The organism is Actinoplanes cyaneus (assembly GCF_016862095.1).
Lineage (GTDB): Bacteria > Actinomycetota > Actinomycetes > Mycobacteriales > Micromonosporaceae > Actinoplanes > Actinoplanes cyaneus.
In genome coordinates, this window is the sequence record NZ_BOMH01000032.1 from 1 (window position 1) to 21,526 (window position 21,526).

18 protein-coding genes are annotated in these 21,526 nt (G+C 71.0%); 9 read left to right on the forward strand and 9 right to left on the reverse strand.

From position 1 onward, the window contains the following. Nucleotides 1-79 precede the first annotated feature (79 nt). On the reverse strand, nt 80-1,336 hold the full coding sequence (locus Acy02nite_RS20910) for an amidohydrolase (RefSeq protein WP_203743013.1): 1,257 nt from the start codon (nt 1,334-1,336) through the stop codon (nt 80-82). A 227-nt stretch (nt 1,337-1,563) separates the two neighbouring features. Further along, entirely contained in the window at nt 1,564-3,129 is a 1,566-nt protein-coding gene (locus tag Acy02nite_RS20915; RefSeq protein ID WP_203743015.1) for an acyl-CoA mutase large subunit family protein, read from the reverse strand. Between the two features lie 174 nt (nt 3,130-3,303). Between Acy02nite_RS20915 and Acy02nite_RS20920 the strand changes: the two genes are divergently transcribed. Both Acy02nite_RS20920 and Acy02nite_RS20925 read left to right on the forward strand, forming a co-directional pair. Then, nucleotides 3,304-5,172 carry a serine/threonine-protein kinase gene (locus tag Acy02nite_RS20920; RefSeq protein WP_203743017.1) on the forward strand — a complete coding sequence of 623 codons (1,869 nt, stop codon included), beginning with the start codon at nt 3,304-3,306 and terminating at the stop codon, nt 5,170-5,172. Between the two features lie 23 nt (nt 5,173-5,195). After that, nucleotides 5,196-6,845: a phospho-sugar mutase gene (locus Acy02nite_RS20925; protein WP_203743019.1), complete on the forward strand. Its 1,650-nt coding sequence runs from the start codon at nt 5,196-5,198 to the stop codon at nt 6,843-6,845. A 50-nt stretch (nt 6,846-6,895) separates the two neighbouring features. Here the strand turns inward: Acy02nite_RS20925 and Acy02nite_RS20930 are convergent, their stop codons facing one another. Then, nucleotides 6,896-7,585: a GOLPH3/VPS74 family protein gene (locus tag Acy02nite_RS20930; RefSeq protein WP_203743021.1), complete on the reverse strand. Its 690-nt coding sequence runs from the start codon at nt 7,583-7,585 to the stop codon at nt 6,896-6,898. A gap of 350 nt (nt 7,586-7,935) precedes the next feature. Between Acy02nite_RS20930 and Acy02nite_RS20935 the strand changes: the two genes are divergently transcribed. Then, entirely contained in the window at nt 7,936-8,460 is a 525-nt protein-coding gene (locus Acy02nite_RS20935) for an acyltransferase (protein WP_203743023.1), read from the forward strand. A gap of 54 nt (nt 8,461-8,514) precedes the next feature. Here the strand turns inward: Acy02nite_RS20935 and Acy02nite_RS20940 are convergent, their stop codons facing one another. Continuing rightward, on the reverse strand, nt 8,515-9,798 hold the full coding sequence (locus Acy02nite_RS20940; protein WP_203743025.1) for a nucleotide sugar dehydrogenase: 1,284 nt from the start codon (nt 9,796-9,798) through the stop codon (nt 8,515-8,517). 271 nt (nt 9,799-10,069) lie between these two features. On the opposite strand from Acy02nite_RS20940, the gene wecB reads away from it, so the two are divergent. After that, the gene (wecB, locus tag Acy02nite_RS20945) at nt 10,070-11,158 is read left to right on the forward strand and encodes a non-hydrolyzing UDP-N-acetylglucosamine 2-epimerase (RefSeq protein WP_203743027.1); all 1,089 of its coding nucleotides are present in this window, start codon (nt 10,070-10,072) and stop codon (nt 11,156-11,158) included. Between the two features lie 62 nt (nt 11,159-11,220). Here the strand turns inward: wecB and Acy02nite_RS20950 are convergent, their stop codons facing one another. Beyond that, nucleotides 11,221-11,808 carry a hypothetical protein gene (locus Acy02nite_RS20950; RefSeq protein WP_203743029.1) on the reverse strand — a complete coding sequence of 196 codons (588 nt, stop codon included), beginning with the start codon at nt 11,806-11,808 and terminating at the stop codon, nt 11,221-11,223. Further along, nucleotides 11,801-13,180 carry a glycosyltransferase gene (locus tag Acy02nite_RS20955; RefSeq protein ID WP_203743031.1) on the reverse strand — a complete coding sequence of 460 codons (1,380 nt, stop codon included), beginning with the start codon at nt 13,178-13,180 and terminating at the stop codon, nt 11,801-11,803. The genes Acy02nite_RS20950 and Acy02nite_RS20955 overlap by 8 nt, the downstream gene beginning before the upstream one ends. Nucleotides 13,181-13,606: 426 nt before the next feature. On the opposite strand from Acy02nite_RS20955, the gene Acy02nite_RS20960 reads away from it, so the two are divergent. The 3 genes from Acy02nite_RS20960 to Acy02nite_RS20970 are packed head-to-tail and all read left to right on the forward strand — an operon-like array spanning nt 13,607 to nt 16,925. Then, on the forward strand, nt 13,607-15,220 hold the full coding sequence (locus Acy02nite_RS20960; protein ID WP_203743032.1) for a glycosyltransferase family 4 protein: 1,614 nt from the start codon (nt 13,607-13,609) through the stop codon (nt 15,218-15,220). Beyond that, the gene (locus Acy02nite_RS20965; RefSeq protein WP_239175054.1) at nt 15,217-16,413 is read left to right on the forward strand and encodes a glycosyltransferase; all 1,197 of its coding nucleotides are present in this window, start codon (nt 15,217-15,219) and stop codon (nt 16,411-16,413) included. Before Acy02nite_RS20960 ends, Acy02nite_RS20965 begins: the two co-directional genes overlap by 4 nt. Then, nucleotides 16,410-16,925, forward strand: coding sequence for a hypothetical protein (locus Acy02nite_RS20970; protein ID WP_203743034.1), 516 nt, complete (start codon nt 16,410-16,412; stop codon nt 16,923-16,925). Before Acy02nite_RS20965 ends, Acy02nite_RS20970 begins: the two co-directional genes overlap by 4 nt. 149 nt (nt 16,926-17,074) lie before the next feature. Here the strand turns inward: Acy02nite_RS20970 and Acy02nite_RS20975 are convergent, their stop codons facing one another. After that, nucleotides 17,075-18,079 carry a Gfo/Idh/MocA family protein gene (locus Acy02nite_RS20975; protein ID WP_203743036.1) on the reverse strand — a complete coding sequence of 335 codons (1,005 nt, stop codon included), beginning with the start codon at nt 18,077-18,079 and terminating at the stop codon, nt 17,075-17,077. Continuing rightward, entirely contained in the window at nt 18,076-19,179 is a 1,104-nt protein-coding gene (locus Acy02nite_RS20980; protein WP_203743038.1) for a DegT/DnrJ/EryC1/StrS family aminotransferase, read from the reverse strand. Before Acy02nite_RS20980 ends, Acy02nite_RS20975 begins: the two co-directional genes overlap by 4 nt. Nucleotides 19,180-19,382: 203 nt before the next feature. Between Acy02nite_RS20980 and Acy02nite_RS20985 the strand changes: the two genes are divergently transcribed. Further along, a complete protein-coding gene (locus tag Acy02nite_RS20985; RefSeq protein WP_203743040.1) occupies nt 19,383-19,871 on the forward strand; it encodes an NUDIX hydrolase in 489 nt (162 codons plus the stop codon). 29 nt (nt 19,872-19,900) lie between these two features. Here the strand turns inward: Acy02nite_RS20985 and upp are convergent, their stop codons facing one another. Next, a complete protein-coding gene (upp, locus tag Acy02nite_RS20990; protein ID WP_203743043.1) occupies nt 19,901-20,533 on the reverse strand; it encodes a uracil phosphoribosyltransferase in 633 nt (210 codons plus the stop codon). Between the two features lie 60 nt (nt 20,534-20,593). On the opposite strand from upp, the gene deoC reads away from it, so the two are divergent. Next, complete coding sequence (gene deoC, locus Acy02nite_RS20995; protein WP_203743045.1) at nt 20,594-21,523, forward strand: deoxyribose-phosphate aldolase; 930 nt, start codon at nt 20,594-20,596, stop codon at nt 21,521-21,523. The last annotated feature ends 3 nt before the right edge of the window (nt 21,524-21,526 follow it).

Here is a 21,526-nt window from a genome sequence, read left to right on the forward strand (position 1 = left end):
CGACGATCTGGACCACAGCGGAGGCAGGACATGAAGATCTTGACCTTGATCTTCATGTCCTGCGCGGTGATTCCAGGCGTCAGAACGTTCCGGCGGAGAGGGCTGCCAGCGCGGTGTGGGCCATGACGCGGATGCCGTGGCCGATGCAGCTCTCGTCGACGTCGAAGTCGCCCTGGTGCAGGTCGTGGCGGACGGCCGAGCCGGGGGCCGCGGTGCCGAGGCGGATCATGGAGCCGGGGACGTGTTCGAGGTAGAACGAGAAGTCCTCGCCGCCCATGCTGATCTCGGCCTCGACGACGCGGTCGGCGCCCAGCGCAGCGCCCGCCGCGCCCGCGACGATGGCGGTGGCCATCCGGTCGTTGATCACCGGAGGGACACCGCGGGTGTATTCCACCTCGACCTCGGCGCCGGTCGCGGCGACCACGTCGCGGATCAGCTTGGTGACCATCTCGGGGGCCTCGCGCCAGGCGTCCCTGTTGAGGACCCGAACCGTGCCGCTCAGCTCGCCCGAGCCGGGGATCGCGTTGAACGCCTGGCCCGCGTGGACCGAGCCCCAGACCAGGGAGACGCCGGCGCGCGGGTCGACACGGCGGTCGAGCAGGGCCGGCACGTCCACGATGACCCGGCCCAGCGCGTGCACCAGGTCGGCGGTCAGGTGCGGGCGGGCGGTGTGCCCACCCGGGCCGGAGAGCTTGACGTGGACCGTGTCGGCGGCCGCGGTGAACGGGCCGGAACGGACGCCGACCAGGCCGGACGGCAACTGCGGGTAGCAGTGCAGCGCGTAGATCGCGGCGACGTCCTTGAGCCCGCCGGCGGCGATCACCTCGGGCGCGCCGGACGGGATCGCCTCCTCGCCGGGCTGGAACAGCAGCCGCACCCGGCCGGGCAGCTCGCCGCGCTCGTGGAGCTGGGCCAGCGCCAGGCCGAGGCCGAGCAGGATGGTGGTGTGCACGTCGTGGCCGCAGGCGTGGGTGACCTTCTCGACGGTGCTGCGGTACGGCACGTCCTTGAGGTCGTGCAGCGGCAGCGCGTCCAGGTCGGCGCGGAACGCGATGGCCCGGTCACCCTCGCCGATGTCGCAGATCACGCCGTTGCCGCGGGGCAGCAGCCGTGGCGCGAGCCCGGCCACGGTCAGCTCGCGGGCGATCAGCGCGGCCGTCTCGAATTCGGAGTGTGACCGTTCCGGGTGGGCGTGGATGTGCCGTCGGATCGCTACCAGCTCGGCTCCCCGGGCAGCGAGCCAGCGGTCGAGCCGGCCGGGAAGGGGGTCGGCGCCGGGTTGGGGTTCCGGCCACGCCGTTGCAGCGCCCTCGGGCGCCGTCAGAGCAGTAGTCACGTCGGATACCAGATCACTCTCGTATTTCGTCGGATTTTGCGACGCGCGACAGCTTAATCCGATTTTGGTCACGCTGTGTAACGGTCGGGTAAACATGGCCGGCCCCGATGGTGCGGTGCTGCGGACGGATTCGCGGGACCCGCGGGAGATCGTCCCGGGCCGCCGCCTCCATCAACGGGTAGCGAATCACGGAGGTGACGCGACACACCACCAGTACGTCAGCCGGATCAGAACCGCTCGACCGGCCGGTAGACGCCCCACACCCCGCGCAAGGTGTGGCAGACCTCACCCACCGTTGCACGAAGACGCAACGCCTCCTTCATCAACGGTAGGACGTTGATCGTCCCGGCGGCGGCCTTCGCGAGATCCGCCAGGGCCGCCTGCACCGCAGGGTCGTCGCGCTCGGCGCGCAGCGTCGCCAGCCGGGCCGCCTGGGCCGCCTCGATCGCCGGGTCGACGCGCAGCGGCTCGTACTTCTCCTCGGCGTCGGAGGTGAAGCGGTTGACGCCGACCACCACCCGATCGCCGTTGTCGATCTCGTTGGCGATCCGGTACGCCGACTGCTCGATCTCCGACTTCTGGAAGCCCTGCTCGATCGCGTCGACGGCGGAGCCGTACTCGAAGACGCGCTCGATCAGCGTGGTGGCCTCGTGCTCGACCGCGTCGGTGAGCGCCTCCACCGCGTACGACCCGGCGAACGGGTCGACGGTGCCGGTGAGGCCGCTCTCGTACGCCAGGACCTGCTGGGTCCGCAGCGCGAGCCGAGCCGACTTCTCGGTGGGCAGGGCGATCGCCTCGTCGTACGAGTTGGTGTGCAGCGACTGCGTCCCGCCGGCGACCGCGCCGAGCGCCTGGATCGCCACCCGGACCAGGTTGACCTCGGGCTGCTGCGCGGTGAGCTGCACCCCGGCGGTCTGCGTGTGGAAGCGCAGCATCAGCGACTTCGGATCCTTGGCGCCGAAGTCGTCGCGCATGATCCGGGCCCACATGCGGCGGGCCGCGCGGAACTTGGCGATCTCCTCCAGCAGGGTGGTCCGGGCGACGAAGAAGAAGCTCAGCCGGGGCGCGAAGTCGTCGACGGCGAGACCCGCGGCGATCGCGGCGCGCACGTACTCGATGCCGTTGGCGAGGGTGAACGCGATCTCCTGCGCGGGCGTCGCCCCGGCCTCGGCCATGTGGTAACCGGAGATCGAGATGGTGTTCCACTTGGGGATCTCGGCCCGGCAGTACGCGAACGTGTCGGCCACCAGGCGCAGCGACGGCTTCGGCGGGAAGATGTACGTCCCCCGGGCGATGTACTCCTTCAGGATGTCGTTCTGGATCGTGCCCTGCAGAGCCGACCCCGGGACTCCCTGCTCCTCGGCGACGAGCTGGTAGAGCAGGAGCAGCACCGAGCCGGGCGCGTTGATCGTCATCGAGGTGGAGACCTGGTCGAGCGGGATGCCGGCGAAGAGCTGCCGCATGTCGTCGATCGAGTCGATGGCCACGCCGACCTTGCCGACCTCGCCGTGGGCGATCGGCTCGTCGGAGTCGTAACCCATCTGGGTGGGCAGGTCGAACGCCACCGACAGGCCCATCGTCCCGGCCTTCAGCAGCTGGTGGTAGCGGGCGTTGGACTCGGTGGCGGTGCCGAAGCCCGCATACTGCCGCATGGTCCAGGGGCGCTTGGTGTACATCGTCGGATAGACGCCACGGGTGTAGGGGAATTCACCCGGCTGGTCACTCCCGGCGCTCGACGGCACGTCCTGCGGGCCATAGACCGGCTTGACAGGGAAACCCGACTCTGCGTTCACGAGGTGATCCTAAGGCTCGTCAAGGCTGACCGGGGCGTCCACCGTCGGCCACTCTGCCGCTACCCTGGGTCGTTTCCCGGTGAACAGTCAGGTCGTGACTTTCGTTGCGGCAGGCTTCCGGGCAAGATAGCTGCGTTGGCCCGGCCCCCCTAGACCCCCTCGGTGGCATCCTCAGTGACTCAGATTCCGACGTGGAGCAGCGGTGACGCCGCTTCCCTAGGTGGACGCGCTGCCCCCGGCACCCTGATCGGCGGGCGGTACACGCTGCGCGCCGCGGTGGGTCACGGGGGTATGGGCACGGTCTGGCGCGCGGCGGACACGCTGCTGCGCCGTGACGTGGCGATCAAGGAGGTCATCCTCCCGCCCGGGCTGGCTCCCAGCGACCGTGACGCGATGTACGAGCGGACCATGCGCGAGGCCCGGGCCGCCGCCGCGCTGCAGCATCCCGCCGTCGTCCAGGTCTACGACGTCGTGCACGAGAACGGCCGTCCCTGGATCGTGATGGAGCTGCTGGACGCGCGCAGCCTCGCCGACATGGTGATCGAGGACGGGCCGGTCAACCCGCGGGTGGTCGCCAAGATCGGCATCGCTCTGCTCGGCGCGCTCGAGGTCGCGCACGCGCACGGCGTGCTGCACCGCGACGTGAAGCCGGCCAACGTGCTGATCTGCAACGACGGCCGCTGCGTGCTGACCGACTTCGGCGTCGCGCGGATGCCCACCGACGTCCAGCTCACCACCCCCGGCATGGTGCTCGGCTCGCCGCACTTCATCTCCCCCGAGCGCGCCATGGGTCAGGATTTCGGGCCGCCCAGCGACCTGTTCTCGCTCGGCGTGACGCTCTACACGGCGATCGAGGGGCGTCCGCCGTTCGACAAGGGCGACCCGATCGAGACCATGCACGCCGTGGTCGAGGACCCGCCGGCCCCGGTGCAGCGGGCCGGCTCGCTCACCCCGGTGCTGATGGGCCTGCTGGAGAAGAACCCGGCCCAGCGGATGGACGTGCAGACCGCGCGCACCATGCTGCGCCAGCAGCTCGCCGGGGTGCTGGCCAGCAAGAACCCGCCGCACATGATGACCGACCCGTACTCGGTGGTCACCTCGCCGCGTCCGGTGTCGCCGCCGCCCGCGGCCGAGACGCAGGCGATCCCGCCGTCGGGTCAGATCGGCGGGCGGGCCATGCTCTCGCCCGGCGAGTCGCTCACCGACCACCTGAGCAAGCTGGAGCAGCAGAACTCCGGTGCGGGCCGTCGTCGGGCCCCGGAACCCGAGCCGGCGTTCCCGACCGCGGCCACCAGCGTCATCCCGCCGCAGAACACCTGGCAGCCGCAGAACACCCGGCCGGGCCGCGTGGTCACCAGCCCCGCCGCCAAGCGCCGGATGATGCTGCAGAACGCGACGCAGGCGGTGAAGGACACGACCGGCCGCGCCGCCGAGACGTTCCGGGGCTGGCCGCGGAACAAGCAGCTGGCGGTCGGCGGTGGCGGCGTGGCCGCGCTGCTGGCGATCATCCTGATCTTCTCGCTGACCGGTGGCGACGACAAGACGCCGCAGGCGCAGACCCCGGTCGGCGGGCAGCCCAGCGCCACGCCGGCGGGCGACGTGCAGACGCAGGACTACAAGGGCAACAAGGCCATCTCGGTGAAGGTGCCCGCGGGCTGGAAGCGGACCGCGAACGGCAACTACGTGGACTACATCGACCCGGCCGACAAGCTGCGCAAGGTGCGCGTGCTGGCCGAGCCGGGCAAGGCGACACCGGAGAAGTTCGTCACCGAGATCGCCCCGGCCGGGCTGAAGAAGTCGTCGAACTGCCCGGCCCCGTTCAAGTCGGTCGGGACGAACACCGAGGTGCAGGTCGCCGGGCGCGGCGCCGCCGAGCTGGAGTACACGTGCGGCGACGGTGACGCCATGCGGCACGGGGTCTGGCGGATGACCCAGGTCGACGGGACGATGTACTCGTTCTTCCTGACCACTCCGGCGGCCGAGTTCGCCGACAGCAAGAAGTATTTCGACGCCATGGCGGAGAGCTTCCAGCTCAACCTGTGACGGCTCTGTGCTATCAATCCGTAATGGCACCAGAAGTTGATATTGAGCTGAGGGCGACGGCCGAGGCCTGGCTCGCGGACGATCCGGATCCGGCGAGCCGGGCCGAGCTGCGTGAACTGATCGACGGGCTCCCGGCCACCGCCGCCGAGCTGCGCGACCGGTTCGCCGGCCCCCTCACCTTCGGCACGGCGGGGCTGCGCGGGCGGCTCCGGGCCGGGCCGAACGGGATGAACCTCGCGGTGGTCACCCGCGCCGCGGCCGGCCTGGTCACCTGGCTGGCCGAGCAGGGCGGGCAGGGGCCGCTGGTGATCGGGTTCGACGCCCGGCACGGGTCCCGCGAGTTCGCCGAGCAGACCGCCCGGGTGGCGACAGGCGCCGGCCGTGAGGCGCTGCTGATGCCCGGCGTGCTGCCGACCCCGGTCCTGGCGTACGCGGTGCGTGCCCTGGACGCGGTGGCCGGCGTGATGGTCACCGCCAGCCACAACCCGCCCCAGGACAACGGCTACAAGGTTTATCTCGGGGCTCGGCTGGGCGGTCCGGCCGGCGACGGTGCGCAGATCGTGCCGCCGGCCGACGCGGGCATCGAGCACGCCATCCGCGCGGTCGCGAGCGTCGACGCGGTTCCGCTGGGCGAGGCGGGCACGGTTCTGGATCAGGAGACGGTCGAGGGGTACGTGCGGAGCGCCGCCGCCGTCCTCACTCCGGACGGCCCCCGCGATCTGGCCGTCGCGTACACCCCGCTGCACGGCGTGGGCGGCGAGACCCTGGTCACGGCGTTCGTGGCGGCGGGTTTCGGCGCACCGGCCGTCGTCGCCGACCAGGCCGAGCCGGACCCGGAGTTCCCCACCGTCGCCTTCCCCAACCCGGAGGAGCCGGGCGCGATGGACCACCTCCTCGCGCTGGCCGGCACGACCGGGGCCGACCTGGCGATCGCGAACGACCCGGACGCGGACCGGTGCGCCGTGGCGATTCCGGAGGCGGGCGGCTGGCGTCCGTTGCGCGGGGACGAGCTCGGGGTGCTGCTCGCCGACCATCTGATCCGGCGTGGCGTGCCGGGGACGTACGCCACCACGATCGTCTCGTCGTCGCTGCTGGGGCGGCTGTGCGCGGCGCGCGGCGTGCCGTACGCGGAGACCCTGACCGGCTTCAAGTGGATCGTCCGCGCCGCGCGGGAGCTGGCGTTCGGCTACGAGGAGGCGCTGGGCTACTGCGTCGCCCCGGCCATGGTCCGCGACAAGGACGGCATCACCGCCGCGCTGACCGTCGCGGAGCTGGCCGCCGGGCTGAAGGCCGAGGGCCGCACGCTCGGTGACCGGCTGGACGAGCTGGCGGTCGAGTTCGGGGTGCACGCCACCGACCAGTTGTCGGTGCGGGTGGAGGACCTGGCCGAGATCGGCGCGGCGATGACCCGGGCCCGCAACGCCCCGCCGGCCACACTGCTCGGCGCGCCGGTGACCGAGGTGCTCGACCGGCTCCCGGAGAACGACGTGCTGACGTTCCGCACCGGGGCCGTCCGGGTCGTCATCCGCCCGTCGGGGACCGAGCCGAAGCTCAAGGCGTACCTCGAGGTAGTCGAACCTGTCGGCGACGGTGACGTGGCGGCGGCCCGGAGCCGCGCCTCCGGCGGGCTGACCGCCCTGCGCGCGGAGATCGCGGCCGTGCTCGGCGTGTGATCATCCCAGGGCCTGTCCGCCGAGGCGTGACAGGCCCTGGACTCCTCCAGTCAGCTGTTGGCGACCTTGGGGGTGCCCAGGGCCGCCGAGATGGCCTTGCCCAGAGTGAGGACGACCAGCGCGACGCTGGGACGCACGATCGAGTCCTCCAGGTTGGCGCCACCGGCGAACCCGGCACCGGCCGAGATCGCCTCGAGCCGCTGGTGGGCGCGCTCGGCCTCCTCCGGCGGGAGCTTCAGGGCCGGCTCCATGCGGGCCGCGCAGAGCAGGGTGGCCAGCGCCGCGGTGCGCTCGTCCGGCGGCGCGTCGGTGGTCAGCGCCGTCGTGAGGCGGCCCCGGATCTCGGCCTCGAACGCATGGTCGGTCGTCGGGTAGCGGTGCACGTGGATGTAGTCGAGCTGGGTCTCGTCCACGTCCTTCACCACGCCACGGGCGCACAGGTCCTCCAGGACCCGGGTGCGCAGCCGGTGCCGCAGGCGCTGCAACCACTGGGCGGGGGTGTGCGGCGGGTCGCCGGCCACCTTGGTGAGGACCGCGTCGGCGATCGTGTCCCCGATCGGCGACGAGTCCTTGACCTGCAGGTAACCGTCGACGTAGGCGACCCGGCCCGCCAGCGCGAGATCGATCAGCACAGCCGCGGCCATGCCGAGATCGAGCCCGATCCGGGAGCCGGTCGCCTTACCCGTCTGATCGTCGTACGCGAGAAGTAGGAGTTCCTCAGCGAGCGGAATGGAGGTCATGGACAAAACATAACGGCTCAGCGCCCGCTCGCCAGCAGCCAGTCGACCAGGTTCCCGGACGTCCCCCGGCCGACGGGCGGAGAGCGGGACTCACGGTAGCCGCCGAATGATCCGCAGTGACCGTTTCCCAACTCGGCAAATCCTCCGCCGCCTCGCCGGATGTGCGCGGCGGCGGTCCCGGAGCAGGCGGCTCGACGCCGGAGTTGAGGCGCGGGGAGGATCGGAAATCCGCCAGTTCGGTCACCGGGAGACGGACCGATCGGGTGGATGCCCGTGCGCGGGGCGCCCCGGACGTCAACCGAGGCGGTCCGGTTACCCGGCGATAATCGGCGGGCGCGACACTTGCCAGCATGAACTCCAACTCAACCGAGCCGTTCATCCACCCGTCGGCGGACGTGGAGGACGGCGCCCGGATCGGGGCCGGCAGCAAGATCTGGCACATCGCCCACGTGCGCGGGAGCGCCGTGGTCGGCGACGAGTGCGTGATCGGCCGCAACGTCTACCTCGACGCCAACACCGTGGTCGGCAACCGGGTCAAGATCCAGAACAACGTCTCGGTCTACCAGGGCGTGACGATCGAGGACGAGGTCTTCGTCGGCCCGTGCGTGGTCTTCACGAACGACCTGCGGCCCCGCGCGCAGAACCCGGACTGGACGATCACTCCGACGCTGGTCAAGCGCGGCGCGTCGATCGGTGCGAACGCGACGCTGGTCTGCGGCATCACGATCGGCGAGGGCGCGATGATCGCGGCCGGCTCGGTGGTGACCAAGGACGTGGAGCCCTACCAGCTGGTCCGTGGCAACCCGGCGCGGCCGGCGGCCTGGGTCGACGAGAAGGGCGAGATCGTCAGCCGCGACCCGTCCACGCGTCCCTGAGGATGCGCAAAGGCCCCTGGAGCTCATCCAGGGGCCTTTTGCTCGGGTACGGCGTCAGCCGCCGATCACCACGCGGCGGATCGAGCCCAGACGCTCGGGGTCGGTGACCCGGCGGCCGTCGACGACGACCTCGACGCCCGGCAGCTCGGCCGGGGTGAGGCTGCGGTACTCCGCGTGGTCGGCCTGCACGATCGCCGAGTCCACCGCCTGGCCCTCCCACGCGGGCAGACCGTGCGCGACCAGCTCCTCGCTGGTGTACATCGGGTCGGAGACGTACGCCGTGGCGCCGCGCGCCTTCAGCTCCTCGACGGTCGGGAAGACGCCGGAGAACGCGGTCTCCTTGACGCCACCCCGGTACGCCGCGCCGAGCACCAGCACGCTGCGGCCCTTCAGGTCGCCGACCGCGGCGGCGAGCAGGTCCACCGCGTACGACGGCATGCCGGCGTTCGCCTCGCGGGCCGCCCGGACCACCGTGGCGGTCGGGTCGTTCCACAGGTAGAGCCGCGGGTAGACCGGGATGCAGTGCCCGCCGACCGCGATGCCGGGCCGGTGGATGTGGCTGTACGGCTGGGTGTTGCAGGCGTCGATCACCAGGTTCACGTCGATGCCGAGCGTGTCGGCGTAGCGCGCGAACTGGTTGGCCAGGCCGATGTTGACGTCCCGGTAGGTGGTCTCGGCCAGCTTCGCCAGCTCGGCCGCCTCGGCGTTGCCCAGGTCCCAGACGCCGTTGCCCTGCGGCAGGTCGGCGCGCTCGTCGAAGTCGAGGACGGCCTGGTAGAACTCGACGCCACGCTTGGCGGACGCCTCGTTGATGCCGCCGACCAGCTTCGGGTACTTGCGGAGGTCGGCGAAGACCCGGCCGGTGAGCACCCGCTCCGGGCTGAAGACCAGCAGGAAGTCCTCGCCGGGGACCAGGCCGGAGCCCTCCTGCAGCAGCGGCGCCCAGCGGTTGCGGGTGGTGCCGACCGGCAGCGTGGTCTCGTAGCTGACCAGCGTGCCCGGGCGCAGGCCACGAGCGATGTCCTTGGTGGCCGACTCCATCCAGCCGAAGTCGGGCTTGCCGTCCGCGTCCACGAACAGCGGCACGACCACGACGACCGCCTCCGACTCGGCGACCGCGGCCGCGGTGTCGGTGGTGGCGGTGAGCAGACCCGCGTTGACCGCTTCCTTCAGCTTGACGTCGAGGTCGGCCTCACCCGGGAACGGCACCTCACCGGCGTTCACCTTGCGCACGGTCGGCTCGGACACGTCCGCGCCGATCACGGTGTGCCCCTTGGAGGCGAACTGGACGGCGAGCGGCAGCCCGATCTTGCCCAGGGCCACGACACAGATCTTCATACGGGAGTGTTCCTCCTATGCTGAGGGCCGGCGGCGCAGCGACCGGTCGTCCACCTTGACGGTGACCGTGTCAAAGAGTAGGCCACCTCGCCCCGGTGCCGAACCTGTGCCCGACACTTGCGCCGCGGCCGGACACTCCGTGTTGCGCACCGACACGCAAGGTAGATGAATCCGGCCCGTGAACAGGTCTGCAACACCGAGCAGGTGCGGAAGCCGGTCAGCGGCTAGGGTATCGGGCGACCCCCAGAGACAACTCCTGGAGCACACCATCATGAAGGTCCTGAGCGTAGTCGGCGCTCGTCCCCAGCTGGTCAAGTTGGCGCCGATCGCGGCCGCCTTCGCCGGCACCGCGCACCAGCACGTCATCGTGCACACCGGTCAGCACTACGACCACAACCTGTCTGACGTGTTCTTCTCCGGCCTCGGGATCCCCGACCCGGACGTGCACCTGGGCGTCGGCTCGGGCAGCCACGGCGTGCAGACCGGCGCGGTGCTGAGCGCCATGGACCCGGTGCTGGAGCGGGAGAAGCCGGACTGGGTGCTGGTCTACGGCGACACCAACTCGACGCTGGCCGGCGCCGTCTCCGCGGTGAAGCTGCACATCCCGGTCGCGCACCTGGAGGCCGGGCTCCGCTCGTTCAACCGGGCGATGCCCGAGGAGCACAACCGGGTGCTCACCGACCACGCGGCCGACCTGCTGCTGGCGCCGACCGAGGAGGCCGTGCGGCACCTGCGCGGCGAGGGCCTGGGCGAGCGCACCCACCTGGTCGGCGACGTGATGGTCGACGTCTGCTTCAAGGTCCGCGACGACGTGCTGGCCGGTCGTGGTCAGGCGCTGGAGCTGCCGGAGGGCATCGACCCGTCGCAGCCGTACCTGGTGGCCACCCTGCACCGGGCCGAGAACACCGACGACCCGGCGCGGCTCGCCGCCCTGGTCGGCGCGCTGGCCGACCTGCCGGTGCCGGTGGCGCTGCTGGCTCACCCGCGTCTGCTGGCCCGGGCCCAGTCGCAGGGCCTCAAGCTGGCGCAGGGCGCGGTGCACCCGGGCCAGCCGCTGCCGTACTCGGCGATGGTGGCCGCGGTGCTCGGCTCGGCCGGCGTCGTGACCGACTCCGGTGGCCTGCAGAAGGAGGCCTACCTGCTCGGCAAGCCGTGCACCACGCTGCGCACCGAGACCGAGTGGGTGGAGACCCTGGCCGACGGCTGGAACCACCTCGTGCCGAACCCGGCCGAGCTGGACGCCACCGCGTGGCGTGAGCTGGCCACCCGCCCGGCGCCGTCGTTCGAGCGCGGCGAGCCCTACGGTGACGGCCGCGCCGCGCAGCGGGTCGTCGAGGTCCTGGCGGCGAACGTCCGCTGAGCCACTGACAGCACGAAAGGGGGCGGCCGGCGGCCGCCCCCTTTCGTTCACGTCCTACCTGGTCACTTCACCCAGGGCTTGCCGTTCAGCGCGGTGGTCGCGTGAACGCCCGGGTACCGCTTGGCGAGCCGCCAGGCCAGCGGCACGACCGCCGAGTCGGCCGCGATGATCCGGTCCGCGCCGGCGATGTCGATGTTCTTCAGGGTGATCTTCTTGGCCCGCGAGATCAGCAGCAGTGGCCGCGCCCGCTTGTAGACCGGCCAGAAGAGCCGGTGGTGGATGCCCTGCGACACCGCCGCCTGGCCCCGCCGCGCCTTCAGGGCGGCCCGGTCCAGCACCCTCAGGCGCTCGCCCTCGCGGGTGAGCTCACGGGTCTTGGTGAAGACCTTGGTCGGCACGTCGAAGAGCACCCGGCGCTCGACCCAGCGCAGGGGGTGGCCGTACATCTCGCTCTTGTCGAACACGTGGTGGACGTTGACCAGCTCGTCGTCCAGCTCCACGTCCTCGACCGTGCGGCGCTCGGTCACCAGCAGGTCGACCTGCACACCGGCCTTGGTCAGGTCCGAGATGAAGGTCTGCAGCCGGTCGCTGAGCTTGTAGGTCAGCGTCAGCAGCACGACGCGCGGCTGGCGCGTGGCCGGCTCAGCCATGGTTCACCTCCACAGCGGGCAGCGGCCGGCGCACCATGGCCCGGATCGCTGTCTCCAACGGGTCGAGCAGGTTGTCCCGCTGGAAGCGGTCCGCGTACGCCCGGGCCTCGGTCTGCTGCTGCGGCGTGAGCGCGCGGGCCGCCCGGCCCGCCTCGACCATCGCCTTGGCGACCAGACCCGGCTCCAGGCTGTCGGCCGTGAACCAGAGCGGGTAACCCTCCAGCACCTCACGGGCGGCGATCTCCGGCGCGTGCACCGAGACGATCGGCTTGCCGGTCGCCATGTACTCGAAGATCTTGCCGGAGGTGACGTACTTGCCGCCGGCGGCCAGGAAGACCAGGACGTCGTTGTGCTCGTAGACCCCGGCGACCTCGGTCTTGGAGACCGGGCCGCGCAGGCGCAGGCCGTGGTCCAGCTCCGGGTCGGGCTCGCCGTTCAGGTCCAGGCCCAGCAGCGGCAGGAAACCGGCGTGGCTGCTCTTGAAGAAGCCCAGGTGGCCGTGGATGTTGAGCTCGGCGCCGGCCAGCTCCGGGTACTCCCGGGCCAGGTTGAACGCCTCGGCCAGCTCGACGACCGGCTGGTTCTTGGTGACGGTGCCGAGGTAGCCGAACCGCAGCGGACGTTCCTCGTCCGACGCGCCCTTGGCCGGCCCGACGTCGAGCAGGTCGGGGTCCCAGCCGTTCGGGACGACCATCATCCGCTCGGCCGCCTTCGGGTACTGGTCGGCGTGCCAGGCCCGGAGCGCGTTGTTCACGAACACGGTGTGGCTCGAGTCGCCGATGATCCGCTGCTCCCAGCCCCAGGCCGGGTGCTTGGGCGGGAACGCCGGCTGGTCGCTGAACAGGTCCAGCGTCCAGGAGTCGCGGTAGTCCGCGACGTACGGGATGCCGGCCGCCTTGTTGATCTCCCACGCCGCGGCGAACGCGGCGAACGGGTTACCGGTGGCCAGCACCGCGTCGAACGGCTCGCGGCGGTGCGCCTCCAGCGCGGTCGCCACGCAGTTGCGCGCCCAGGACACGTACTGCTCGGGGAAGTACCGCTCCTCGCGCCACCGGTGCAGCTTCAGCGCCGCGCCCGGAACGGTGCCCTGCAACCAGCTCATGCTGTGCAGGTCGCCTTCCCAGCGGGTCAGGTCGAGGTCGGGGCGTTCCACGTGGATCCGCGGGTCGACGGTCTCGGAGAGCTTCTCGTCGACCGAGCCGATCACGTCATAGAGGAAGCGCAGCGGCGCCGCCAAGACCGTCACGTCCCAGCCGGCCGCGGCGAAGTGGTTGGCGGTCGCGCGAGCCCGGTATACGCCACTGGCCCGCGAGGGCGGGAAGTAGAAGGCGATATAGAGCAGCCGCGGTGCCTTCGGTCTGCTGAAGGTCATACCCTTCCTTTACGATCCGTAGGCTGGGGGGAGTCAGCCGGCGTGAGCAACTGGTCGATCAACTCCGGGGTGCCCTGGAGCCCCGGGAGCCACGCCGGGTCAGTCACCACAAAAGCATCGTAGGACCCTAGCCCTCGAAGGGCTGTGATCGAGGCTCCCTTCGGCCGGTTCGGCCAGCCCTTCCGGTACGCGGGGACCAGCGGGCAGCATGGGGTGTGGCCGACGCCACAACTTGCGTCGTCCCGTGTGGTCGGACGCGACGTAACCGTAACGACCACCCGGTAGGGTTCTGCGGGCGCCCCCGGCCAGGTCAGCCGACTGTTCTCGCGGCCCCGGCGCGCACGCCCTGCCCCGCCGTCCGGGCTGCCGCGAAGCGGTACCATTCGCGCCAGTCGCGCCGGACCGTGTTCACCAGGAGGATCACCTATGCCCGCCGATCACCCCCCGACCAAGCGTGGCCGCGTTGTCATGCTCGTCGACAACGATGTGCGGGGCGATTCCCGGGTGCAGAAGGAAGCGCGGTCGATGGCCGCGGCCGGCTGGGAGGTGATCCTGCTCGGCGAGCGCCGCGACTCACCGCTCGAGACCTGGATGATCGGCGACGCCGAGGTCCGCCTCGTGCCGATGGACGACAAGCTCTCCGTCAAGCCGACCGCGTGGCGCAAGAGCTGGCGCCGGCCGCTGTCGTACGCGCCGGGCAAGGAGATGCCGTACCGGCTCGAGATGATCAAGGTCCGCCAGGCCGAGCTCGCCACCCGCTTCGCGGAGCTGAACGCCAAGCGCCGCAACGGTGACTCGCCGGCCGCGCACGCCCTGGGCAAGGCCGCGCTGCTCCCGACCCGGGTCACCCACAAGGTCCTGAGCCTCTGGACCCGCGGGCGGGCCCGCGAGACGATGAAGCTGCGCGCCGCCCGGCGGGACACCAACGCGCTGTTCACCAAGTTCCCGGCCTGGTTCTGGAAGACGACCATGGGCAACCGGGCCTGGCGCCGGCTCGACCCGTCGCTGTGGCAGTGGGAGCTGGCCTTCCGCAACACCATCGACAAGCTCGAGCCGGACATCATCCACGCCAACGACTTCCGGATGCTCGGGGTCGGCGCGCGCGCCAAGCTCCGGGCCCAGGCCAAGGGCCGCAAGACCAAGCTGGTGTGGGACGCCCACGAGTACGCGCCGGGCCTGGTCCCGAAGTTCCACCGCCTCTGGTTGCCCGCGATCACCCTGCACGAGGCGGAGTACGCGCCGTACGCGGATGCCGTCGTGACCGTCTCCCCGTCGCTCGCCGACCTCCTCAAGGAGGAGCACAAGCTGGCCACCCGGCCCGGGGTCGTGATGAACGCGCCGGTGCAGGCCCCCGCCTCGGACGAGAGCGCCGCCGCGGTCCCCGACCTGCGCGCCGACTGCGGCATCGGGCCGGACGTGCCGCTGCTCGCCTACGTCGGCGGCATCACCCCGGTGCGCGGCGTCGACATCATCATCGACGCGCTGCCGCACCTGCCGGAGGTGCACCTGGCGATGGTCTCGGTGCACCCGAACGGCAAGAACCCGGCCGTCGAGCAGATCATGGCGAAGGCCGAGTCGCTGGGCGTGGCCGACCGGGTGCACGCCCTGCCGTACGTGCCGCACTGGCAGGTCTCCGAGTACCTGAGCCCCGCGGACGCGGCGGTCAGCCCGCTGCACCACCTGCCCAACCACGAGATCGCGCTGAGCAACAAGTTCTTCGAGTACTCGCACGCCCGGCTGCCGCTGATCACCAGCGACATCCGGACGATGGCCGAGATGGTCCGCTCCACCGGCCAGGGCGAGGTCTTCAAGGCGGAGGACCTGGACGACTTCGTCCGCGTCGTCCGCCTCGTGATGGCCGACCCGGACAGGTACCGGGCCGCCTACGACCGGGACAACCTGCTGCTGAGCTGGACCTGGGAGGCCCAGGCCGCCGTGCTGGACAGCGTCTACACCGCGCTGCTGCCGGCCTCCGCCCCGGTCGCGAAGCCGGCGCCCGCCGTCCCGGCGGCACCCGCCGAGCCGCAGGCCGCCCGATGACCGTGGCGCCGGGCGACCGGCACGTCACCGTCGTCACCCCGTGGTACCCGACCCAGATGTTCCCGTTCCGCGGCGCCTTCGTGCGGACCATGGTGGAGGCGACCGCGCCCGGCTGCGACTCCATCACGGTCATCCACGGTGACCGGTGGTCCTCCCGGGTCTCCGACGCCGAGGACGCGGCCATCGTCGAGGCGCACCTGAAACTGCTGCCCCGCTCCAAGCGGACCTCACCGACGTTCGGCGGCGCCACGCTCAACTACCTGCCGGTCCCCATGCCGGTCGGCGGCGACTTCGCCTACGTCGCGAAACGGCACGCGGCCACGCTGAACGCCGCCTTCGCCGGCAAGCCCATCGACGCGGCGGTGGTCCACGTGCACGAGGCGCTGCCGAGCGGCTGGGCGGTTCTCGACAACCTGCGGCCGGAGACGAAGCTGTTCGTCACCGAGCACGCCAGCTTCCTCGAGACGCTGCTCGACGAGCCCGAGGCCCGGGAGATGTACGACAAGGTGCTGGAGCGCTGCGAGCACCTGTTCGTGGTCGGCGACGGCACCCGGGACGTGCTGCTGAAGGCGCTCCCCCGGCACGCCGCCAAGGTGAGCCTGGTGGCCAACCCGATCAACTTCGGCCTGCCCCGGGCGGAACCGGTCACCGAGCTGCGCCGCTGGTTCTACGCCGGCAGCCTGATCCCCCGCAAGGGCGTCACCTGGCTGCTGGAGGCGTTCGCGAAATGCCACGCCGAGCACCCCGAGCTGACCCTGACCATCGTCGGCGACGGTGAGCTGGGCGATCAGCTGCACGCCCGGGTCGAGGAGCTCGGCCTGCAGACCGCTGTCACCTTCCTGGGATCGGTCGACCCCGAGATCGCCCTGCAGCTGATGCGCGAGCACGACCTGCTGGTGCACGCCAGCCGGTGGGAGAGCTTCGGCGTGACGATCGTCGAGGCCGTGGCCGCCGGAATGCCGGTGCTGGTCACCCGCTGCGGCGGCCCGGAGGAGACGCTCGCCGGCATCGAGGAGGCCGCCGGCGAGCTGGTCGCCGTCGAGGAGGACGACACCGCCCTGGTCGAGGGCTATCGGCGGCTGCGTGCCCGTTTCCCGCACGGGCTCGACCTGGCCAAGGCCCAGCGGGTCCTCGACGAGCGCTACGGCTACCCCGCCGTGGCCAAGATGCATCACGAGGCGTGGTTCGAGTGAATGTTCTGTTCCTGGCCCTGGGCGCCGGCCGCCGGCGAGCCGTGGTGGAGGAATCCGCCAAGGTCGTCGCCAACGGCGGCGCGGCCACCGTCGTGATCGCGATGGCCAAGCAGTGGAAGAACGAGACGTTCGCCCCGGGCGTGACAGTGCTCGACTCCTCGCTCCTGCACCAGGGCGAGCTGCTCTGGCGGATCGAGCGCCTGATGGTCTACCGCGGCCCCGAGTTCGTGCTGAAGCGGGCTTTCGGCCGCCGGGGCGGCTCGGCCGTCCGCGCGTACCGGAACAAGGTCGCCGACCGCTTCCACAAGCGCGCGTTCCTGCCGGTCCACAAGCGACTGCGCAAGGACGTGAGCAGCAAGCTGCTCGCCCACCACATCAACCGCGCCCCCCGGCCGTACGAGTGGATCGTCGTCACCGACACGCGGTCCATGCCGGAGGCGGTGGACGTGCTCGACGAGCTCGGCCCGGACAACCGCATCGGCCTGGCCTGGAGCGCCGAACACCTCTCCTGACCTCTTCGTCGCAGCGCCGGCGTGCGGGAACACCGCGCGGCCACCAGGTGGTCGCGCGGCCGGGCGTCAGCGTGCCGGGCTGGTTGCACCTACGAGAACACCCGGGGCTGCGCTGAGCGCGACCCCGGGTGTTCGTCGTTCGACAGGTGTCAGGAAGCGGTGCCGGAGACGTCCACCGTGCCGCCGTCACGCGCCGAGCGCAGCACGGCCGCGGCCACCTCGACCGTGCGCATGCCCTGCTGCAGGGTGACGATGTCGCTCTGCTTGCCCTCGACCGCGTCCCGGAAACGCTCGTGCTCGACGAGCAGCGGCTCACGCTTCGGGATCGCGTAGCGCACCATGTCGCCCTCGGCCACACCGCGGAACGCGCGCAGCGCCTCCCACTCGGTGCCGATCGCGCCGTTGGCGTAGAAGGTGAGGTCGGCGGTGAGCGTGTCGGCGACGAAGCTGCCCCGCTCGCCGGTGATCACCGTGGAGCGCTCCTTGAACGGGCTCAGCCAGTTCACCAGGTGGTTCGCCATCAGGCCACCGGAGAGGCCGGCGACCGCGGAGACCATGTCCTCGTGCGGGCGGCCGCTGCGGGACGCGGTGAACGCCGCGACCGTCTCGTACGCCCGGCCGGTGACCCACGCGGTCAGGTCGATGTCGTGGGTCGCCAGGTCCATGACCACGCCGACGTCCGCGATGCGGCCCGGGAACGGGCCCTGGCGGCGGGTGACGATCTGGTAGATCTCGCCGAGCTCGCCGGCCTCCAGACGGGCCCGCAGGCTCTGCAGCGCCGGGTTGTACCGCTCGATGTGGCCGACCGCGCCGACCAGGCCCTTGGCGGCGAACGCCTCGACCAGGCGGCGGGACGCCTCCAGCGAGGGAGCCAGCGGCTTCTCGATCAGGGCGTGCACACCGGCGTCGGCCAGGCGCAGGCCCAGCTCCTCGTGCAGGCCGGTGGGCGAGGCCACGACCACGTAGTCGACGCCGATCCTCAGCAGCGCCTCCAGGTCGGGGACGACCGGGACGCCGTGCGGGGCGACCGCGTTCGGCGACGGATCGGCCGCGCCGACGAGGTCGACGCCGCTCAGCAGGTTCAGCACGCGGGCGTGGTTGCGCCCCATCGCGCCGAGCCCGATAAGACCCGCGCGCAGGACCGTGTCGCTCATGCGCCCGCCACCTCGTTCACCGCGGCGACGATGCGCTCGAGGTCATCGTCGGTGAGGCTCGGCATGATCGGCAGGGAGATGACCTCACCGGCCGCCTTGTCGGTCTCCGGCAGTTTCCACGGGCCGACGCTGCCGTCGGAGTTGAGGAACGGCTTCAGGCGGTGGATCGGGATCGGGTAGTAGACGCCGCTGCCGACGCCACGCTCCTTGAGGCCGGCCTGGAACTCGTCCTGACCGCCCTGCACGCGGATCGTGTACTGGTGGTAGACGTGGTGCGCGCCCTCGTCGACCGGCGGGACGGCGACACCCTTGAGGTTCGCGTCCAGGTAGGCGGCGTTCGCGCGGCGCTTCTCGGTCCACCCGGCGAGCTTGCCCAGCTGCACCCGGCCGATCGCGGCGGCGACGTCGGTGAGCCGCATGTTAGCGCCGACGATCTCGTTCTGGTAGCGCTGCTCCATGCCCTGGTTGCGCAGCAGCCGCAGCTTGCGCGCGAACTCGGCGTCACCCGTGGTGATCATGCCGCCCTCGAGCGAGTGCATGTTCTTCGTCGGATAGAAGCTGAAGCAGCCGGCGATGCCGAACGCGCCGACCGGCGTGCCGTTCACCGCGGCGGCGTGCGCCTGAGCGGCGTCCTCCACGACGGCCAGGCCGTGTGCCTGCGCCAGCGCCATGATCTGTTCCATCTTGGCCGGGTGCCCGTACAGGTGGACCGGCATGATCGCCACGGTGCGCGGTGTGATCGCGGCGGCCGCGGCGTCCGGGTCGATGCAGAAACTGCCCGGCTCGATGTCGACGAAGACCGGCGTGCCGCCGGCCAGGCGAACCGAGTTGGCCGAGGCGGCGAACGAGAACGACGGGACGATGACCTCGTCACCCGGCTTCAGGTCGAGCGCCAGCAACGACAGCTGAAGAGCCGACGTGCCGGAGTTGACCGCGACGCAGTGACGTCCGTCGACCAGGGCGGAGAACTCCTGCTCGAAGGCGGCCACCTCGGGCCCCTGGACCACCATGCCGCTGCGCAGCACCCGGACGGCGGCTTCGATCTCTTCCTCGCCGATCACGGGACGGGCCGGTGGGATAAACGCACGGGAGCCCGTCATGGGCTTTCCTCCTGCACAGAGAGTTACAACACGATGACTTGGTCGTTGTTTCTCGCATACGGCCGGGCATTCCACGACAGCGCGGCGATCGACCCACCGTATCCAACGTTCAGCGCAGGCCACAGTACAGCATCGTGGGATTAGCGTCCGATTACTCTCGCCTCTGCCCGATCACAGGATGCCCGACATCGAGGAGACGACACGTGAATGCAATCCTGGCTACGCTCGGTTACGTCCTCTCACCGGATGGTTCCCGCGTCCTGATGATCCGGCGGGACACCCGGCCCGACGACCTCCACTTCGGCTACTACAACGGCCTCGGCGGCAAGCTGGACCGCGGCGAGGACGTGATGGCCGGGATGCGGCGGGAGATCGCCGAGGAGTCCGGCCTGGAATGCCACCGGCTCGATCTGGCCGGGACGATCTCGTGGCCCGGCTTCGGCCGCGACGGGGAGAACTGGTTCGGCTTCCTGTTCCGGATCACCGAGTGGTCCGGGACGCCGTTCGACGGCAACGACGAGGGCTCACTGCACTGGGTCGAACGGGCGGACCTGCTGGCCGGCCGGCTGCCCATGTGGGAGTCCGACCGGCACTTCCTGCCACTGGTCTTCGCCGAGAAGCCCGAGGTCTTCCACGGAGTCATGCCCTTCGACTCCGGCAAAGCCGTGAGCTGGAACTTCTCGACCCATTAGACCCTTGTCGCCGTACGGCGGAATCGGGTCTAGAAGCGGCGCATGCCGCCGAATTGGCGGTCGCCGGCGTCACCCAGTCCCGGCACGATGTAGGCCTTCTCGTTGAGCCCGTCGTCGATCGAGGCGGTGATCAGGCGCAGCGGCAGGCCGGAGTTCTTCAGGCGCTCGACGCCCTCGGGCGCGGCCAGCACGCAGCAGACGATGATGTCGGTGCAGCCGCGGTCGGCCAGCAGCTTGCAGCAGTGGATCAGCGAGCCGCCGGTGGCCAGCATCGGGTCGAGGACCAGCACCGGCTGGCCGGCGAGGTCGGCCGGGAGCGACTCCATGTACGCCCGGGGCTCGTGGGTCTCCTCGTCGCGCGCCAGGCCGACGAAGCCCATCGACGACTCGGGCAGCAGCGCCAGCGCGGCGTCGGCCATGCCCAGGCCGGCCCGCAGAACGGGCACGATCAGCGGCGGGTTCGCCAGCCGGGTGCCCTCGGTCGGCGCGACCGGGGTCTCGATCGCGAACTTCTCGACCGCGAAGAGGCGGGCTGCCTCGTAGACCACCATGGTGGTGAGCTCGTGCAGGGAGGCGCGGAAGACGCCGGACTCGGTCTCGGTCCGGCGCATCGCGGTGAGCCGCGTCTGGGCCAGCGGGTGATCTACTACAAGGACGTCCACGACGATCAACCTACCGTTCACCCAAGATCAACAGTCGCCAGGTCGCATAGAATCGCCTTCATGACTGCGACAGCGCCCATCGGGCTGTCCGATCTCCGCTCCTACCTGCACGGCCTTCCCGGGGTCGACAAGGTGGGGGTCGAGGCGAGGGCGGCCGCGCTCGGCACCCGATCGGTGAAGACGAGCAGCAAGGCCAAGGCCATCGACCTGGCGATCCGGATGGTCGACCTGACCACGCTCGAGGGCGCCGACACGCCCGGCAAGGTGCGCGCCCTCTGCGCCAAGGGCCGGCGACCGGACCCGGCCGACCCGAGCGTCCCCTCGGTCGCCGCGATCTGCGTCTACCCCGCCATGGTCCCGGTCGCCGCGGCCGCACTGGCCGGCTCCGGGGTGCACCTGGCCAGCGTGGCCACCGCGTTCCCGTCCGGCCAGGCGCCGCTCGAGGTGAAGCTGGCCGACACCCGCGCGGCGGTCGCGGCCGGCGCCGACGAGGTGGACATGGTGATCAGCCGGGGCGCGTTCCTGGCCGGGGACTATGCCCGCGTCTTCGACGAGATCGTCGCGGTCAAGGAGGCGTGCGGCAGCGCGCACCTCAAGGTGATCCTGGAGACCGGCGAGCTGGCGACGTACGACAACGTCCGCCGCGCCTCCTGGCTCGCGATGCTGGCCGGCGCCGACTTCATCAAGACCTCCACCGGCAAGGTCGCGGTCAACGCCACCCTGCCGATCACGCTGGTCATGCTGGAGGCGGTGCGCGACTTCCGGGCGAAGTTCGGCCGGCAGATCGGCGTGAAACCGGCCGGTGGCATCAAGAACACCAAGGACGCCATCAAGTACCTGGTGCTCATCAACGAGACCGTCGGCGACGACTGGCTCGACCCGGCCTGGTTCCGGTTCGGCGCGTCCTCGCTGCTCAACGACCTGCTGATGCAGCGCACCAAGCTCACCACCGGGCATTACTCCGGCCCTGACTACTTCACCCTGGACTGAGGC